The following is a 17,334-nucleotide window of genomic DNA, read 5'->3' on the forward strand; positions in this document are numbered from 1 at the left end:
AGCCTAATTAGAGGCTGCCTTTTTTATTTTCACGTTCTAATTCACGTTCCAGCCACCCCATAATAACAGCAAGCACATAGCTCTGCTGTATTGGAGAAAGAGGCTGATGTTTTACGAAACCATGCCATTTTTCCAAGCATGATCTACAACACGTGCCCGTAGCATGTTGCGCTACAAAAATAGGATGACCCTTCCATGGAGTTTGTTTGCCATCTTTTTTCGGATTTGCCGGAGCAAGGCGCCGAGCAATAAAGTCCCGTCCATGCTCAGCCACCACAGGCAAACCTTTGTCTGTCAGATATGTCATATCCTGACAGTTTAAGTGAAACCTACTCCGAAAAGATGACCTTGCAAGCCGCTCCCACAAGGCGTCTGATACCGCAGGAAGCCTTTGCTCCTGCGGAAAAAGCTCACCCTGCTGCACTGTTATGGTGTTCCTGAAAAGCAAAATACAACATTACAACAATGTGGCTATTGCTCATCTGTTTTTACAGAGGAAACAGGTGCCTGTGCAATGAGCTCCCCCTTACCAGTTGCAACACGAATATCTTGTTCACGGATCAACCAGTAAACAACACCCAAGGCCAAAACAGCCGCAGAAAACGCCAGCATCTCAGCAGGCCTTACTTCGTGCAGATCCAGAATAATAAACTTACGAGAAACAGCCAGAAGCGCGATGAGCACAATTGTACGTACACGCACCACATCCCGACTATGCGACAAACTGATACGCAGCGAACTTTTAAACTCCAGAGCAATAATCACCGTAAAAATATTGCCAAACACTTCCTGAAAAGCCGGCATGTTTGAAGCATCTATTTGCGATGACATCACCAGATACCAAACTTCCTTGGTAAGGTGCCATGTTGCAATGGTTGTAATAACCATGATCAGGCCAGTAAGAACCAGCATGATCAGAAGTTCAAATCCTTCATAAAGATTCATCTCGAAAAAGCTTTTCCGCAACCGCGATGCTTCACGAGAAAAAGGATCTTGGGATATCTGATTATGATCTGGACTGCTCATGTTTCTCTATACGTTTGGTAAAAAAGGATTTGCACTTCCTATCAGAATATTCTGAAGAAGTTTCAGTTATGATGATTATTCCCTTTTTCAACTTAATCCCAGAGGTTTCCATAAGGCGCGGAGCGTGAAATCCTCCCTTCGGTAAAACACATTCATCCTATGATAAGCCAGATACGCTTTCTGTTGTGGTCAAATAAATGATCGATATCAGGGCACAGACTCGCTGGCATTATGAGCGTAAGTGTATATGCCGCCACGATATAGGGCGCGCTGATAAGCAGGACGGTTATGAATACGATGCAAGAAGCCTCCTACATGAGGCCGATTGTCTGTTGCTCCAGCACGTGCGGTTGCCGCCTCCAGAGGAAAACTCATCTGGATATCTGCTGCGGTAAAGTTATTCCCAGCAAACCATTCATTTTCAGACAGGCTATGTTCCCAATAATCCATATGCAATTTGAGCTGCGGATTTATAAACTGTGCCTGCGCTCCTTTTGAAATCAGAAAAGCAAACGGGCGGAAAGGTAAAGGTGCCTGTTTGGGCAGCATACCAAATATCAATTTGAGTAAAAGCGGTGGCATGGCAGACCCTTCCGCATAATGAAGCCAGTATATGAAGCGGATATATTCGGGTGTGTCACACGCCGGTGCCAGTCGGCCATGACCGTATTTATTGATAACGTATTCGATAATCGCTCCGCTTTCTGCCAGCGTTACGTTCCCATCCGTATCTGTTATGACTGGAGCCTTGCCCAATGGATGAATGGCTTGCAGGGATTTGGGGGCCATCATGGTTTTAGGATCACGTTTGTAAAACTGGATATCGTAGGGAAGTTCCAGTTCTTCCAGCAGCCACAGCACCCGTTGTGAACGGGAATTATCCAGATGATGCACGGTTATCATTACATGCGGCCCTTCTTTTAACTGAGATAAATCTCCCGCCCGGCCTTATCCGTCCTGATAGACTGGTTATGGCGTATAAGCCCCGGGGCAAAACTGATTATCAGCTAAAAGAAGAATTTTTGAACTTTAGTTCCCATGTGCCAACCGAGTACAGCAAGAATAATGGCAACATCCATTCCTTGCTTTCCCCTTTGCTATAAAAACACGTGGAAGCTTTTGATAATAGAGGAACAAACCGCGCAAGCCGCTACAGGCAAAAAAAAACCAGCCCTGCCAGCAATGGCACTATCTGTTTCAAATAACTGCGGATGGAACTCGGAAGGCTGGGTTGCTTACCAGCCTTACACTTAAAAACCACCAAAAATTTTAGAAAAGATTGGTGGGCGCACAAGGGCTCGAACCTTGGACCCGCTGATTAAGAGTCAGCTGCTCTACCAACTGAGCTATGCGCCCTTACAGCATATAACTGCTGAAGTGAGGCAGTTTTTACCACCTCTAAATCATTAAGACAAGTCTGAAAATTCAGGTTTTTAACATAGCCAGCACAGCATCCAGCTGATCCAGGCTTTTGTAATGAATTTGCAAAGAGCCCCCTTTGCGTCCATCAAAATGAACGTGCACCTTCAGCCCTAAGCGCGTGCCCAAATCCCGCTCTAAGGCAGAAATTTCGGGATCTTTCATCACTTTAGGTTCTTTGGTTTCAACTTTTGTATTTTTTGCCTGCTCAAGGGCTTTCTGAACCAAAGCCTCTGTTTGCCGAACAGATAACCCTTTGGAAATAACCTCTGCGGCGGCCTGTATGGGGTCTGGATGCGCTAGCAACGCACGCGCATGCCCAGCAGAAAGGGTGCCCTTTTTAAGCTCCTGCCGCAGCACATCAGGCAAACGCAACAAACGCAGCGTATTGGCAACATGGGGGCGAGATTTGCCTATAGCTTTTGCCAGTTCATCCTGGGTCAGGCTATATTCTTCCATCAGTCGGCTAAAACCTTCAGCTTCTTCAACCGGGTTCAGATCTGCTCGCTGGAGATTTTCAACCAGAGCAGCTGCCATAGCATCTGCTTCTGAGAGATTCCTGACATGCACAGGCACATCATGGCACTGCGCCAACTGTGCAGCACGCCAGCGACGTTCCCCCGCAATAATCTGATAATGCCCCGTTTTATGAGGGTCTGGCCGCACCAGAATAGGCTGGAGAATACCCCGCTCCCGGATAGATTCAGCCAGTTCCTGTAATGCTTCTGGCTCCATATCCTGACGTGGCTGAAAAGGCCCTGGCGCCAGAACCTCAATCGGTAATGAGCTTGCTGTAGGCGCAGCCTTACTGGCGGATTTATTAGCAGAAGATGCAGGTTCATCTACAGAAGCGACATCACCCAGCAACGCAGCCAATCCACGCCCAAGCTTAGGACGAGCGGAAGATTTACGTGATGATTGACCACTCATGATACCGATGCCCTCTTCATGACTTCTGCTGCCAATGCCTGATAAGCGGTTGTTCCACTGGCTCTGGAATCATACAGCATAACAGGCTGACCATGGCTTTGGGCTTCTGAAATACGAATATTACGTGGGATAACCGTTTCCAGCACATCTTTACCAAAGAAGCTTCGCGCATCCGCAGCCACAAGCTCAGACAAATTATTTCGTCTGTCATACATGGTCAGCACAATGCCTGCCATTTTCAGTTCTGGGTTCAGGTTTTTCTGCACCCGCCCAATGGTCTTTACCAGATGGCCCAAGCCTTCCAACGCAAAGAACTCACACTGTAGCGGAGCCAGCACACCATCTGCCGCCACAAAAGAATTCAGCGTAAGCAGCCCAAGGCTTGGGGGACAATCTATAATCACAAAATCCACGGTCTCGCGCAGAGGTTCCAATGCCGTGCGTAATCTGGTTTCTCGGTGCTCAGCATCCACCAATTCAATCTCAGCACCAACCAGTTCTGTATTGGCCGCGATAACTGAAAGATTTTCAATCTCGGTAGGCTGTAAAAGATCATCCGCGACTTTTTCATGCATTAGAAGCGCATAAGAGCCACCTTTGCGGGAATCATAATCAACTCCCAAACCCGTTGAAGCATTCCCCTGAGGGTCCATATCCAGAAGCACAACTTTAGCGCCATCGGCCGCCAGAGATGCTGCCAGATTAATGGCGGTAGTGGTTTTGCCTACGCCCCCTTTCTGGTTTGCAACAGCAAAAACGTGGCAGGCTTTCCCGCTTTTCTTAACCTTAGACACGATTAAAATTTCTCACTTCCAGAATCATACCATCAGAACTTGTCTGGCTTGGATATGTTTGCACATCCATTTGCCAGACCTGTTCCGCTTCTTGGATTTCCTGCACAGCCTGTTGCCCCTTAAGAAAAACAGCTTTTCCTTTTGGTTGTAACAGCGGGTGCGCCCACTCCAAAAGTTTAACCAATGGGGCCAAAGCCCGCGCTGTTACTACAGGCGCAGGCTGAACTTTTACACTTTCAAGCCTGCATGGCAAAACTTCCAAATCCGTTTGGGTAAGCCGCGCGGCTTCACGCAAAAAAGCAGCCTTCCTTTGGTCCGATTCAATCAAAACCCCAGGTATTCCTGTGGCAATCCCTACCACAACAGCCGGAAACCCACCCCCAGAGCCCATATCAATAAATCGGCTCTGGCCTTGTATCAAAGGAACAAGTTGAAGACTATCCAGAACATGCCGGCTCCAGACATTCTCAATATCCCTGGAAGAAACAAGGTTGATACGAGGGTTCCACTTTTCCAGAAGGCTCACAAAGGCGGAAAGTCTTTCTTCTGTTTCACGTGAAACATGAACACCCTCAGGCCACTTGTGCATGGTGCTGCCCTTTTTTGAGATAAGCCAGAACAGCCATAAGGGCAGAAGGGGTTATGCCCGGTATACGTTGTGCAGCACCAAAACTTTCAGGGCGTGCCTGCTCTAACCTTTCCTGCATTTCTGCACTCAGACCGCCTATTTTTCTAAAATCCATATCTTGAGGGAAGCGAATTTCTGTTTCTGCCTCAAGCTGTTTAATCTCGCGCTTCTGCCTTACCAGATAGCCGCTATAGCGTGCCTCTGTCCTTACATAACTGCGCGCACGTTCAGAATACTCCTGCACCCAAGGCGCCAAGGCTTCTATAATATTTTCAGGAACTGCCTGCCCTATAACTTCCAAAAGATTTCTGCGGCGGCCATCCTGCGCTACTTTAATACCAACCTGAGCAAGCGCTTGTGGTGGCCAACTTTCTGATTCTGCTTTTTGAGTCAATTGTTCTATCTCGCGCATATCTCTCGCAAAGACTTCACGCCTCTCTGCACCGATACACCCCCAATCCAACCCTATTGGAGTTAAACGTACATCTGCATTATCAGCCCGCAATGTCAGACGATATTCAGCACGCGATGTAAACATACGGTAAGGTTCACTCACCCCTTGCGTGGTTAAATCATCAATCATAACACCCAAATAGGCTTTGCCACGATCAAGGCTAACAGCCTGCTGCCCCCCTGCTCTTCTTGCCGCATTTACCCCAGCAAGAAGCCCCTGAGCACCGGCTTCTTCATATCCTGTGGTGCCGTTAATCTGGCCCGCCAAGAATAAATTAGGGCACTTTTTAAGTTCCAAAGAAACCGTTAGTTCACGCGGGTCAACGTAATCGTATTCTACAGCGTAACCATATTGCGCAATAACCGCCTTCTCCAACCCTGGAATGGAGTGGATCATGGCATCCTGCACATCTGCTGGCAGGCTAGTTGAAATACCATTGGGGTAAACCAGATCTCCTCCTTCGTGATTAGGAAGTGCTTCAGGCTCTAGAAAAATCTGATGCCCTGTTTTTTCTGAAAACCGCACAACTTTATCTTCAATAGAAGGACAATATCGGGGGCCACGGCCTGAAATAGCTCCGCCATACACGGCAGACAGATGCAAATGCTCCCTGATAATATCGTGGGTTTTTGGAACTGTTGTCGTTATGCCACACACCATTTGCGGATTTGTGATAGACGCCGTCAATCGGCTAAACGGCTCGGGGGATACATCCCCCCCATCAACAGCAAGAGATGCCCAATCTATTGTATCGCGCTTGAGGCGTGCTGGCGTTCCGGTTTTCAAACGCGCAATTCGCAAGCCCAGTTTTTTTAACCGCGATGCTAATGCAACCGAAGGTTGTTCTCCAATCCGCCCCGCCGGCTGGCTTTTATGCCCAATATGAATAACTCCATCTAGGAACGTACCTGTTGTTAAAACAACAGCACCAGCAGCCCATTGGCGGCCATCTTCACAGGCAACACCAGCAACACGGTTTTGATCATCACAAATCAGATCTGTTACAGCGGCTTCTTCAATATCAAGCCCAGCTGTGTCCGCCAAAATATCCTGCACAGCTTGACGGTATAAAAGACGATCTGCCTGAGCCCGTGGCCCCTGCACAGCAGGCCCCTTGGAGCGATTAAGAAGTTTAAAGTGAATACCGGCCCTATCTGCCGCCCGTGCCATAACACCATCCAGCGCATCAATTTCACGCACCAGATGGCCCTTCCCTATACCGCCTATGGCAGGGTTACAGGACATGGCGCCAACCGTATTTTTATGGTGCGTCAACAAAAGCGTTTTGGCACCACAACGCGCAGCAGCGGCAGCGGCCTCGCATCCAGCATGGCCTCCCCCTACCACAATAACATCGTAAGCCTTGTTCATTGCTTGCCCTTCCTACACACCTTACTTTCCAATACAAAACTGGCCAAATATCGTATCCAGCAGATCTTCTACACCAACATGCCCGGTTAACCGTCCCAATGCCCGCATAGCTAACCTTAGTTCTTCGCCGCGCAATTCTGGCCAGTCCTGCTGCAACGCAGCATGGAGGCATTGTACAGCCTCCTGCACACCAGCTTTGTGCCGCGCACGTGTAAGAAGCGGTGCGCCTGATATAGATGCCGCCGTTAGTTCCTCAACTTTTCTTTGCAGAAAAGTGTAGAGTTCCGGCAGCCCTTCTCCTGTTTTCAAACTGATAGCACGAACATTCTTACCTTGAATGACTTTTGGAATTTCTCCGATATCAGCTTTGTTTCCTATCAAAACCGCATCGGGGAAAACATCATCCGGCGGCTCATTCGCTGGGAACATTTGTAACACACAGTCAGCCTGTTTCACGTGAAACAATGCGCGGCGTACCCCTTCAGCTTCAATTTCATCATCTGTTTCTCGCAAGCCTGCGGTATCAACAAATGTCACCTTTATCCCGGCAAGAATACAGGCTACCTCCAAAGCATCACGCGTTGTCCCAGCCTTGGAAGATACAATGGCGGTATCCCGTCCCGTAAGCCAATTTAACAAACTGCTTTTGCCTGCATTTGGTGGGCCAGTAATGGCAAATACCACCCCTTGCCGTATCCTCTCTCCATGTTCTCCATCAGCTATATGCTGTTGCATTTCAAACTGAAGTTTCTGAATTTCCTGATTGATGCCTTCTTCCACTTCAGACGGCAAACCTTCATCTGGAAAATCTATAAGGGCTTCCTGAAAAGCGAGAACTTTTTTTAACCGCTCGGACCAGCCTGAATATAAATGGCTTAATGCACCATCTGCCTGCGCCAAAGCTAACTTTCTCTGTCCATCGGTTTCAGCGGCAACCAGATCAGCAATACCTTCGGCTTCAACCAAATCCATACGACCATTTACAAATGCTCGTCTTGTAAATTCACCGGGCTCCGCTGGGCGCGCGCCTAGCTGAACCAAAGCGTCGGAAACAGCACGAATAATGGCTGGCCCTGCATGCAGATGCAGTTCAAACCCATCTTCCCCTGTATAACTCTGCGGCCCGGGAAACCAGAGAACCAGTGCCTCATCTAGCAAGTCATCCTGAGCAGATGCGTTTTTCCAAATTTTACGAAGAACAGCCTTACGCGCTTCTGGCACCTTGCCACAAAGCTGTAAAAGAATATTACGGCTGCCTGCGCCACTCACACGCAAAACTGCAATTGCCGCACGCTCTATTCCTGTTGAAAGCGCAAAGATTGTATCTTCAGCCTGATACCCCAACGCGGCCATCCTTCCCGTTATCGTATGCCTGTTTCTTCTTGCTGCTTCTAATGCAGTTTTTCATGCAAACGTAGGGTTAAAAAATGATAGCCTTCCCCTTGCCCTCGTGATGAACACACTCCGCTCACACAACACCACAAGATTTTAAACAAAAGTAAGGTTATCTTTTTATGCCCCAACTTTCGCTGCACTCTCCTTTAGGCCCCATCACTTTGTCTGAGGAAGAAGGAAAAATTATCTCTTTGGATTGGGGATGGGGGCGAGATCAAACCGAAACCCCTCTGCTCTGCCAAGCACGTGAATGGTTGGATAATTGGTTTGATGATCCTCAGGCAGTAGGTGCTTTTCCGTTTCAGCTAGATCCGTATGGAACAGCTTATCAGAAAAAAATTTGGGCAGCATTGCAGGAAATTCCTGTAGGCGAGACAACCACATATGGAGAACTCGCCAAAAAAATCGGCGGTAGCCCTCAGTCAGTTGGTCAAGCTGTCGGGAGAAACCCCATTCCTATTCTTATTCCCTGCCACCGCGTTGTGGGGGCTTCTAGCTTAGGAGGATATTCTGGAGATGGTGGTGTGGATGATAAAGCATGGCTTCTCCGCTTAGAAGGAGCCAAATTTCCATACCACACCTAAACTGTTCTGATACGGATTCTAGCCTTACAGAATAAGCTTCTGTTTCCTATTTTCTGTCACAGCTTTCTGTGCGGGTATTAAAAAATTTCCCGGCACTACATCTAACAACGGATGATGAATCCGTATCATTTCCATAACTTGTGGGGGGTGGATAAGAAGGCACACTCTCCCCCTGCTGCGCACCATTATAATAATAGGATGGCGGGGCATAAATGCTCTGCTGTGGCGCCGAATTATACTCGGATGCCGCAGCACTTCCTATCGCTAGGCCGAGCACAGAACCGAACATAAACGGAGCCCCCCAGCCCCAACCACCACCCCAATAAGGGTATCCCCACGGGCCGCCATAGCCCCAACCATAATACGGATACCCCCAGCCCCACGGGCCACCTCCCCAACCACCGTACCAACCGCCGCCCCACGGGCGCCCTCCCCAGCCGCCGCCACGCCACGGGCCGCCACCCCAACCACCGGGGCCACCCGGACCTCCACGTGGGCCACCAAAGCCACCACGAGGAAAACCTCCTCCGGGGCCACCAAAGCCACCATGACCAAAACCGCCGCCGCCAGGACCGCCGAAGCCACCGTGGCCAAATCCACCACCACCGGGACCGCCAAATCCACCGTGGCCAAATCCGCCCCCTCCACCAAAGCCACCCCCGCCTGGCCCGGGATGAGCATGTGCTGAAAATACAGGAACGCTAAGCCCACATACCAAAAGGGCTGCCAACCCTGTTTTTTTGGATATTGCAGTCCACATAACACCGGTGCCCTTTGCACTTAACTTCGGATACTGCTGCACGACATAATGCCGTAATGTGTCTTTCTTCTAACTATTACATGGGCATTAAAAGACAATTTGCCACTGCTTTTTCTCCTGCTCTGCTAGGATAAAAGCTCAGATTCATGTTGTGTTTTTTGCATCCCTGATATACATTTTAATCATTGGAGGAAGCGGAAAAGAATTATCTTCTGCTTTGCCCCCTAACACCCCAAATTAGGAGGCCGAACTCATGGCATGGAAAAAAGCAACTTTTGTTTCTTTATGGCTAGCTGCCCTTAGCCTGGCCATCTGCTCCACTTTTATTTTTATTGCATGCGGGCTTAAGTTTTCTATTTTTCATTCTGGTCTCACTGTAAACCAGTCTGATTTTGTAGATAACACGCCTTTTTCTGTATATTTGTGGCAGATGTTGCCAGAAACAACACGTTGGAATGATTACGTGTTTTCTGGCCCAGGCTTGATTGGTCTGGCAGCTTTCTTGGCGAGCATTGGCTTAGGTTCTTATGCTGCCATTAAGTTGGAAGAAATCAACCACGCAGCACTTGTGGCTAAAAAGACAGAAATGCATCGTTGGGATTCTTTGCTTATTGGCTCTTCCTTGGAAGACACATTGCAGAATTTTCAACATCCAAATGCATCAGATGTGCAGCCTTACGCCGTTAAAAGTGCCTGATAACAGAATATAATGTATGAAAATGCTTCTGCTTGGAATCTATTCCGGGCAGGAGTTTTTTTATGCAATATCCATTGCATAACGCATCATAACAATTTCAAGGAAAAACTTGGTCGGAGTGAGAAGATTCGAACTTCCGGCCCCTGCGTCCCGAACACTGTTGCCCGTTGTTATATTTCAACGGGTTACGTTATTTTGCCTGCTATTGAAACGTCCTTTTTGATCATGCATTTCCGCTAGTTTTCGAGGGTATGTGTTCACGAACACAAGCGAGCACTGTTGCAAATCAAAAGACTTTTAGAGATGCGATGGAGTAAGCTTGGTGCGTCAGGCCATATCTGCTAAAGCATTTCAAGTTTGTAATCTCTCCTTCAGCTTCTTGCTGGCGATTGTTACCTGTTAGGTAATCCTTTCCGTTGACAATTTTAGCGAGTCGTTATAGGTACAAGAACATAGACGCAGGTGAAATGAACATAACGTTTCAAACGCGGAAGCTGCAAAAGGTCTTTAACACATGGGCTCTTCTAGTTAGGGATTATGGAGAGAGGCAAGCCAAAGCAATTGCACGGCGCATGACCGTATTAGCTAATGCTCCAACTTTGCAGCACGTGCCTACGCAAAAGCCAGAACGATGTCACAAACTTACGAACAACCGTAAACATCAATATGCGGTTGATGCCCTGCAACCCTTCCGCATTGTGTTTAAGGTAAATCACGACCCGATACCTCTTTTAGAAGATGGAGGCATAGATCTTTCACTAGTCACGAACATAACCATTTGTGAAGTTGTGAATTACCACGGAGGATAATCATGCTGCATACTAACACGAACAATATCTGGGCACCTGATTATTCTGTTCACCCGGGGGAAGTCCTAGAAGAACATTTGGAGGTTCGTGGCTTAAATCAAGCTGCATTTGCTCGGCTATGTGGAATTACACCCAAGCATGTGAGTGAAATTATCAATGGGAAAAATCCCATTACCTCAGATACGGCATTAATCTTTGAAAAGGTATTGGGAGTTAGTGCGTCAATTTGGTCTGGAATTGCTGCTGACTGGCAGCTCTTCCAGGCAAAAGAAAAAGAGAAACGTACCGCACAACATTGCGCTGAATGGGTGAAAATTTTTCCGTCAGATTTCCTTAAAAAATTGAAGAGCGTCGTAGGAACAGATGCTGTTGCGCTTCGCAATGCTATCCTGTCATTTTTTGGCGTCGGATCAGAAGCGGCTTACAAAAGCCGATGGGCACGCCGCTGCGCTGCTTATCGGCACTCTCCTACATTTACCAGCCAAGATGCTGCTCTCAGCGTCTGGTTGCGCTTAGGAGAAATCGAAGCAGAAAAGCTAGAATTGCCTCCTTTCTCAAGAGCAAAACTTAAGGCTGCCATTCTTGAAATCCGGCCTCTAACTCTTCTTCCTCAAGCTGATTATATGCCTCGCATAAAAAGCATTCTTCGTGAATGTGGTGTGGCATTCATCATTACTCCCTGTATTAAAGGTGCTCCGGTTAGTGGTGCTACACATAAAGCCACAAACGGTCGCTACATCATCCAAGCGTCACTCCGTCACAAAACAAATGACCATTTTTGGTTCACATTGTTTCACGAAATTGGTCATTTAATGCTTCATGGGGACAAAATCTTTATTGAAGGGAATTCCGCTTCTCCCTCTGACGCCAATCAGCAATACGAGCACCAAGCAGATGAATTTTCTACGAAAATTTTATTAAATGCCAAACCATTAGATGTATTCCCGCAAACAAGAGAAAACATTTTAGCCTTTTCTAGACGCTTAGGAATACATCCTGGTATTGTTGTCGGTATGTTACAGCATAGAAGATCACTGGCATGGAACAAATTTTCAGACCTTAAACTGAAAATGGCTGAAGATAGCCTTTGAATTTGCTTGTCTATCAATCACCCCAAAACGCCCGCTGCTGTCCGTAGGTAGTCTGGGCAGTGGTGGGCGTATGTTTCTTCCACCATTTTGATATTGCTGTGGCCTAGGTAGCCTGCAATATCCCACAAGGATATTCCGGCCTGTGCCATCCATGTCGCAGCTGTGTGGCGCAGGGTATGCGGCGTTATTCCGATCAGATCCGCGCGTTTTGCTGCTGCCCTGAATCCGGTTTTGATAGAGGAAACCTGATCACCAGCCCATTCCACAACAAATTCCGTTTCACGCAGTTCATGCGCTTCCTTCAGGGCCGCATAGAGCGTGTCATTGATAGGCACACGCGCCCTGCCTTTTTTCGTGCGTGTCTTGGCTGGATCACGGAAATCAATAATCCGGGCCTGTAGATCCACGCGGCTCCATGTCAGCGTGAGGATATGCGATTTTCTAGCTGCTGTATGGAGCGCCAAAAGCACAAACAATCGGATATGGTGAGCAACACAGCTATCTATCAATTCAGCCGCCTCGCCCCTTGTCAGCCAGCGCTGGCGTGCATCTGGACGCGGCGGAAGCTTTGTACGAGGCGCTTTGGAAACAATTTCTTCCCTTACAGCCCACCGCATGGCGGCACGTAATGTCTCCAGTTCGGTTCTGGCTGTGCTGATCTTAACGCCCTGTTCCAGCCTGTAAGCCGTATATTTCTTGCACGCATCGGGCGTGATAATTTCTGGTGGCTTATCCCCAAAAAATACCTTCAGTTGCTTGAGTGACCAGCCTATGCGTTCTGCGCCGGGTTTTTCATTGTTCACACGGTCTGCGTGGTACGCATCTAATATGCCAGAAATACCAGCGGCCCGGATTTCTGGCTTCAGGAGGCCTTCCTTAAATTTGTGGAGAACTAATTCAGCCGAAACCCGATCTTCGCAGCCCGTAGAGATGCGTTTGCGTTGGTAATAGATGTGCCACGTGCTCCGTTTGGAGACTCGGCACAATCTGGGTTCTCTAGCGTCTGGGTTTGGCATTGTTTTTCTTCAAATTCTTTGATGGCTTGCATAGGTATCCGCACCATTCTGCCCAGGCGCAGGGCGGGAAGCTCACCAGTTTCTACCATTCGGCGTATTTTAGCGGATGAGCAATCCCATCGCTGCGCTAGGGCGCTAATGCGGCAGCATGTGGGTTCATGGGCTGTTTTCACGCTGCCCTCTCCTTTCGTGCCTCAATTAGCTGCACATCATCTGTCCAGCCGATTATGCTGCGCTGTTCGTCTGTTTCATCCAGTTCGCATTCAGGAAACCGGATCAGAAAATTCCTGTCCTCTGTGGCCGTTATTTCAAACAGGCCATCTTCCACCTTGCGCATTTCCAAAAACCATTGTGGTAGGCAGGGTGTTGCGCTTTTGCCTGATACAATCCAGCGGCCATCCCTGCGCTCCTTGCTGCAATCGGGAAACTCAATCTGGTTGCCGGTACGTTGGTCTGTTACCGTGCCGCAATACCTGCCCGCCTGATTGCGCGTTAGTGTTGCTTGGTATCGGGGCATTCCAGACACTCCACCAATGATCCAATCTGGGGCGCATCTGGTGCAGTGTTCACAATCGGCGCAATCCAAGCGGGCGGAAAATTCAGTATTTTGCCATCAGCAAAAACTACCTTGTGTTTCACGGGTGTTTTTCCAAACATCAGCGTATGTGTTTCGCGGCCAATGGTTGGGTATGCGTGCGCCCCCTTGCCGGTTGGGTTTTTCACCACAACATCACGGGCTACGGGCACAATGCGCATGCCAGGGAATGTGGCGGATTGTGTTCAGGTCATGGGGTATGATCCTCTGCAAGAATAGTGTGTTTAAGGTGCTTTTTCAGCTCATCGGTTTGTTCGCGCATGCAGGTAGCTATATTTGCAAAGGCCGTTGCCGCGGGCATGAACAGTTCTGCACGTAAATCGAGTGAGATCCCGTCCATCAGATCTGCCTGGTGCAAAAACTGCGCGATCAAATCCTGTAAATAGGAATCCTGATTAGGTATGCGTATGTTGCTAGGTGCAGGCATGGGCTTGCTCAAGCATTCAGACATTAGCCAGTCTGCGGCATCTGAAATCACAAAATCCAATACCATCCGGTGGCGGCTTATGCTGCCATCTGGGTGTGATTTCATAACGTTTGTATGATGCGGGAAATGAGACTTTAACCAGCTAATATTGCCGCCAAATAGCGCAACAAGATCAGGCCGCCGTGTCAGTTGCATTCTGGTAAGCTTCCGTTCCTGACCGGCTACATCACGGAAGATATAATATCTGCCCCCATCACCTTCGCTGGTGCCAATGCATTTTACTGGGCAGGTGTTTGCATCAGCCATCATGCACCCTCCTTCTGGCGGATGCTTTCCATCCATTCATCCAGTGCGGCCACAGTAAACAGGCCGTTGCCTTCAACTATGGTGCAGCATGGGCCTTTGCCTTTTTCGCATAAGGCATGAAATTGATCTGGTTGCAGGCCGCAATATAGGGCCGCCAAGCCAAATCCTACGTACCGGGTGGCATCTGCGCCGCTTTCTTCCAGCGCGGTATCCACCAGCTTTAGGGCGGCACGCTGCACGCGGGCGGCCTGCATGGCGTTTGGTGTGGGTAATGTTGGGTCTAGCAGCGGGCCAATGGCCGTAATAAGCTGCGATGCAGCACGGGAGCGCTCTAGCGCAGCATCCGATACCGTGCGGAGTTCCGCAATAAGTGTCATTCATTCCTCCTTGTGGGCGAACTGGTTGCCCAATCCGCCCATTTTTCCCATTCTCGCGGCGCCAACAGAGGCGAGAAAGGAAAACGAATGTCTAAAAAAGAACTCAAAACCGAGATTGAGGCGGCTATTATTCAGGCTGCTGCAACCATCACTGCTGAGTTTCTGCGTGCTCATGAAAGAAATGAGCGAGCAGACGGTGACAACAAAACAGACGATAGAACCAGCGATCTTGCTGCTATTTATAAAAAGGAAGACCTGAAGCAGACCTATAAAGAGCATCTTGATGCAATCCGTGAAGCCTACCTTGAAACTCATAAATAGAGTTTCAAATATATAGACCTCAATGTTTTTTATTACTTTCTTCTGGTGAAGAATTTGGGTTCTGATTACGTATTTCAGCAATGCAATGCGTAATCAGGTCTTCCGTTTTTTCACGCAACAGAAGCAACCTATCAGCGTCTAGATCAGAAAATGCCAAAAATTCATTGGAGATCATCTTGGCCAAATCAAGCGCCGCTAGCCGCCGGTAGGCATTTATCTCTGTGGCAGTATGAGCTGCTGCGCATATTGCAATATCCGCTTCCTGCTTGAAGGAATAAGGCACTTGCACGGTAGGTGTGCCATGTGTGTTGGTGGTCTGAACCAACACAAAGGCATTCCCTTGCCGTTCAGTCTTGTAGTGATGCTTGTGTGTCATTCATTCCTCCATCGCGTTGTGGCGATGGAGGGGACATTAGCCCAAAGCTAATATTATTAGCAACCCATATTTTAGCTTTTAGATAATTATTTTTCGCTCTGATGATTTACTTCTTACGCGGGAAAGAACATGCCCAACAACATATCAAGAAATGTTATCGGGTAATGCTCATTTAATGACTCTAAGGAATAGTTCTGTGAACCCATCGGAAGCCATAAATACAAACCAAGAAACTAGAGCATTTTCTTATGAAAAAAAGAAATCAAATTTATATATAAATAACGTCGCAGAAATAAAGAGAAAAGACAATATAAAGTTTGTAGATTATAAATGCCCTATTTTTATAGATATAGAAACAACTGGTCTTAATTGCTATGAAGATAAGATAATAACATTATGCATGGTAATGATTGTTACAGATCAAAACCATGAAAAAACGATGATTGGTCGGCATTATATATTTGATCCAATGAAAAAAAGTCATCCGAGAGCGCAAGAAGTGCATGGTTTCGATGATTGGACAGTCAGACATCAAGAAGTGTTCCAAGAGAGATCTCAAGAAATATATGACTTCCTAAAAGCTGGAACAGCTTATGTTGCACACAATGCCGTATTTGATATTCCTTTTTTAAGGAAAGCTTTTGCTGAATCAGGTTATGTGCTGCCAGAAAAGCCAATTGTATGCACTAAAATAGAAGCTCAAACATTGGGGGAACGCCCGGCAACACTAAATGCATGCATTGCCCGTCTGGGCCTTTCAAGAGCAGGAAAGATACATGGAGCGGACGAAGATGCACTTCTTACTATGGTTGTTTATTATAGCCATCGTGGAATGATCGTTAACATTCCTCAATCTAATATCGAGATAGGAAATATGAAATTTGTCCCCCCCATTCCTGAGGGCGCTTTACCAAGGAGAAGCAACATAAAGAAGAATAAATTTATTAAGGAGCATCTTTCTCAGCGGCAGCTCGAAGTAGGGTCATAACCGCCATTTGTACCTGAGGATCTGCATGCCGATACAGTGTCAATAAACACTTTTCTTCGGCATCAGAATTATGATCAGGCATCATCGGAGATGTGCCAAATAACAGATAGTCCGCCGTAACATTAAATAACTTAGACAATGCTTCAATCCTTGAACGACGAGGGCATTTTTTGCCGCTCTCCCATTCACTGACTGTTGGAATAGATACATCAAGGGCGGCTGCAACCTCAGCTTGCCCCATTGTTGCACGTTCTCTTAATGTTCTCAAGCGTAGACCCAGTGTCATGCTGCGACTATTACACAAACACAAATAAGATAATTCGCCTCAAGTTAAATTCCCCATTGATTTATTTATTAGCTTAGGGCTAATAGTGCACTTATGTGCAATGACGCGATCAACCTAGCAATATCCCGCGCTGGAGGTGTTAGCCGCTTAGCTGACGCTGTTGGGGTATCTCCTCCTAGCGTAATCGGCTGGAGACGACGGAAAAAAATACCGGATATTCGGGTCAGGCGCGTGTCCGAGGTTACCGGTATTCCCCTGCAGAAACTAAGGCCTGATTTATATACCGATATTCCAATACATGAGGCTGAACTAGCATGAACCATAACCAGAGCAGTAAGCCCCAGCCCTCACCCTGTCAGCCGGAATCGTTTCGGGCGTTTAAGGCCGAATTACGTGTGCGCTGGCAAATGTCTGCTTTCAGAATGGCGTTCATGCCGCCACGCATGATGCCAGATGTGCCAGACCTAAGGAGTCAAACTGAAGGGATAGCTAATCCAACATTGCTATTTCGCTCCGTGCGTGATGGTGAAAGCAATTCTTCACGCCTTATATGGAAACGCTACGCCTCCTGGCGGGCTTTTTTCCGGCATGTGCAGATATTGGGTTTCCCTACTCTTTATCTGCGTGGCCACTGAGATGTCAGTTTATCTACAGCCTCTTTCCCGCGTGTGCATTCCGTCCAAG

General features: G+C 47.8%; 23 protein-coding genes, 1 tRNA gene and 1 pseudogene. 7 read left to right on the forward strand and 18 right to left on the reverse strand.

The features are described 5' to 3' along the window. Window positions 1-7 precede the first annotated feature (7 nt). The 9 genes from FKW31_RS03550 to mnmE form a co-directional block, all read right to left on the reverse strand. Window positions 8-424: a DUF4186 domain-containing protein gene (locus tag FKW31_RS03550; RefSeq protein WP_150177734.1), complete on the reverse strand. Its 417-nt coding sequence runs from the start codon at window positions 422-424 to the stop codon at window positions 8-10. A gap of 47 nt (window positions 425-471) precedes the next feature. After that, a complete protein-coding gene (locus tag FKW31_RS03555) occupies window positions 472-1,026 on the reverse strand; it encodes a phosphate-starvation-inducible PsiE family protein (protein ID WP_150177736.1) in 555 nt (184 codons plus the stop codon). A 207-nt stretch (window positions 1,027-1,233) separates the two neighbouring features. After that, window positions 1,234-1,929, reverse strand: coding sequence for a glutathione S-transferase (locus FKW31_RS03560; protein ID WP_150177738.1), 696 nt, complete (start codon window positions 1,927-1,929; stop codon window positions 1,234-1,236). Between the two features lie 377 nt (window positions 1,930-2,306). Next, window positions 2,307-2,382 (reverse strand) — tRNA-Lys (locus tag FKW31_RS03565). A gap of 69 nt (window positions 2,383-2,451) precedes the next feature. Next, window positions 2,452-3,375 (reverse strand): ParB/RepB/Spo0J family partition protein, encoded by a 924-nt coding sequence (locus tag FKW31_RS03570; protein WP_089179830.1) that lies wholly within the window; start codon window positions 3,373-3,375, stop codon window positions 2,452-2,454. Continuing rightward, on the reverse strand, window positions 3,372-4,169 hold the full coding sequence (locus tag FKW31_RS03575; protein ID WP_006115701.1) for a ParA family protein: 798 nt from the start codon (window positions 4,167-4,169) through the stop codon (window positions 3,372-3,374). Before FKW31_RS03575 ends, FKW31_RS03570 begins: the two co-directional genes overlap by 4 nt. Continuing rightward, entirely contained in the window at window positions 4,162-4,758 is a 597-nt protein-coding gene (gene rsmG / locus FKW31_RS03580; RefSeq protein ID WP_150177740.1) for a 16S rRNA (guanine(527)-N(7))-methyltransferase RsmG, read from the reverse strand. The genes FKW31_RS03575 and rsmG overlap by 8 nt, the downstream gene beginning before the upstream one ends. Then, a complete protein-coding gene (mnmG, locus tag FKW31_RS03585; RefSeq protein WP_150177742.1) occupies window positions 4,742-6,622 on the reverse strand; it encodes a tRNA uridine-5-carboxymethylaminomethyl(34) synthesis enzyme MnmG in 1,881 nt (626 codons plus the stop codon). The genes rsmG and mnmG overlap by 17 nt, the downstream gene beginning before the upstream one ends. 21 nt (window positions 6,623-6,643) lie before the next feature. Then, a complete protein-coding gene (gene mnmE, locus FKW31_RS03590) occupies window positions 6,644-7,975 on the reverse strand; it encodes a tRNA uridine-5-carboxymethylaminomethyl(34) synthesis GTPase MnmE (RefSeq protein WP_063354800.1) in 1,332 nt (443 codons plus the stop codon). A gap of 161 nt (window positions 7,976-8,136) precedes the next feature. On the opposite strand from mnmE, the gene FKW31_RS03595 reads away from it, so the two are divergent. Then, window positions 8,137-8,601 (forward strand): methylated-DNA--[protein]-cysteine S-methyltransferase, encoded by a 465-nt coding sequence (locus FKW31_RS03595; RefSeq protein WP_150177745.1) that lies wholly within the window; start codon window positions 8,137-8,139, stop codon window positions 8,599-8,601. A gap of 46 nt (window positions 8,602-8,647) precedes the next feature. On the opposite strand, the gene FKW31_RS15985 is transcribed toward FKW31_RS03595, so the two are convergent. After that, window positions 8,648-9,361, reverse strand: a complete 714-nt coding sequence (locus tag FKW31_RS15985) for a hypothetical protein (RefSeq protein WP_166443370.1) — start codon at window positions 9,359-9,361, stop codon at window positions 8,648-8,650. 253 nt (window positions 9,362-9,614) lie between these two features. On the opposite strand from FKW31_RS15985, the gene FKW31_RS03605 reads away from it, so the two are divergent. Continuing rightward, window positions 9,615-10,058 (forward strand): hypothetical protein, encoded by a 444-nt coding sequence (locus FKW31_RS03605; protein ID WP_150177747.1) that lies wholly within the window; start codon window positions 9,615-9,617, stop codon window positions 10,056-10,058. Between the two features lie 811 nt (window positions 10,059-10,869). Beyond that, complete coding sequence (locus FKW31_RS03610) at window positions 10,870-11,958, forward strand: HigA family addiction module antitoxin (RefSeq protein ID WP_150177749.1); 1,089 nt, start codon at window positions 10,870-10,872, stop codon at window positions 11,956-11,958. 17 nt (window positions 11,959-11,975) lie between these two features. Here the strand turns inward: FKW31_RS03610 and FKW31_RS03615 are convergent, their stop codons facing one another. From FKW31_RS03615 to FKW31_RS03640, 6 genes and pseudogenes are all read right to left on the reverse strand, one after another. Continuing rightward, the gene (locus FKW31_RS03615; protein ID WP_150177751.1) at window positions 11,976-12,974 is read right to left on the reverse strand and encodes a site-specific integrase; all 999 of its coding nucleotides are present in this window, start codon (window positions 12,972-12,974) and stop codon (window positions 11,976-11,978) included. Window positions 12,975-12,991: 17 nt separating this feature from the next. Next, a pseudogene (locus FKW31_RS16650) lies at window positions 12,992-13,147 on the reverse strand (helix-turn-helix domain-containing protein); the annotation flags it as partial. Further along, on the reverse strand, window positions 13,144-13,491 hold the full coding sequence (locus FKW31_RS03625; protein ID WP_150177754.1) for a hypothetical protein: 348 nt from the start codon (window positions 13,489-13,491) through the stop codon (window positions 13,144-13,146). The pseudogene FKW31_RS16650 and the gene FKW31_RS03625, both read right to left, overlap by 4 nt. Next, on the reverse strand, window positions 13,467-13,730 hold the full coding sequence (locus FKW31_RS03630) for a hypothetical protein (protein WP_150177756.1): 264 nt from the start codon (window positions 13,728-13,730) through the stop codon (window positions 13,467-13,469). Before FKW31_RS03630 ends, FKW31_RS03625 begins: the two co-directional genes overlap by 25 nt. A gap of 29 nt (window positions 13,731-13,759) precedes the next feature. Continuing rightward, entirely contained in the window at window positions 13,760-14,305 is a 546-nt protein-coding gene (locus tag FKW31_RS03635; protein ID WP_150177758.1) for a hypothetical protein, read from the reverse strand. Further along, window positions 14,302-14,679: a hypothetical protein gene (locus FKW31_RS03640; protein WP_150177760.1), complete on the reverse strand. Its 378-nt coding sequence runs from the start codon at window positions 14,677-14,679 to the stop codon at window positions 14,302-14,304. The genes FKW31_RS03635 and FKW31_RS03640 overlap by 4 nt, the downstream gene beginning before the upstream one ends. Before the next feature lie 87 nt (window positions 14,680-14,766). Between FKW31_RS03640 and FKW31_RS03645 the strand changes: the two genes are divergently transcribed. Next, window positions 14,767-15,000: a hypothetical protein gene (locus FKW31_RS03645; RefSeq protein WP_035352231.1), complete on the forward strand. Its 234-nt coding sequence runs from the start codon at window positions 14,767-14,769 to the stop codon at window positions 14,998-15,000. A 19-nt stretch (window positions 15,001-15,019) separates the two neighbouring features. Here FKW31_RS03645 and FKW31_RS03650 read toward each other — a convergent pair whose 3' ends face one another. Beyond that, window positions 15,020-15,376, reverse strand: a complete 357-nt coding sequence (locus FKW31_RS03650; protein ID WP_050793106.1) for a hypothetical protein — start codon at window positions 15,374-15,376, stop codon at window positions 15,020-15,022. 196 nt (window positions 15,377-15,572) lie between these two features. Here FKW31_RS03650 and FKW31_RS03655 point away from each other — a divergent pair, with 196 nt between their 5' ends. Then, window positions 15,573-16,364, forward strand: coding sequence for a 3'-5' exonuclease (locus tag FKW31_RS03655; RefSeq protein WP_166443372.1), 792 nt, complete (start codon window positions 15,573-15,575; stop codon window positions 16,362-16,364). On the opposite strand, the gene FKW31_RS03660 is transcribed toward FKW31_RS03655, so the two are convergent. Beyond that, a complete protein-coding gene (locus FKW31_RS03660; RefSeq protein WP_150177764.1) occupies window positions 16,321-16,650 on the reverse strand; it encodes a helix-turn-helix domain-containing protein in 330 nt (109 codons plus the stop codon). The two genes, FKW31_RS03655 and FKW31_RS03660, sit on opposite strands and share 44 nt — an antisense overlap. 93 nt (window positions 16,651-16,743) lie before the next feature. On the opposite strand from FKW31_RS03660, the gene FKW31_RS03665 reads away from it, so the two are divergent. Next, the gene (locus FKW31_RS03665; protein WP_150177766.1) at window positions 16,744-16,968 is read left to right on the forward strand and encodes a YdaS family helix-turn-helix protein; all 225 of its coding nucleotides are present in this window, start codon (window positions 16,744-16,746) and stop codon (window positions 16,966-16,968) included. Then, entirely contained in the window at window positions 16,965-17,285 is a 321-nt protein-coding gene (locus tag FKW31_RS03670) for a hypothetical protein (protein ID WP_150177768.1), read from the forward strand. Before FKW31_RS03665 ends, FKW31_RS03670 begins: the two co-directional genes overlap by 4 nt. Window positions 17,286-17,334: the final 49 nt, after the last annotated feature.

Source organism: Acetobacter sp. DmW_136 (assembly GCF_008690365.1).
Classification (GTDB): domain Bacteria; phylum Pseudomonadota; class Alphaproteobacteria; order Acetobacterales; family Acetobacteraceae; genus Acetobacter; species Acetobacter oryzifermentans.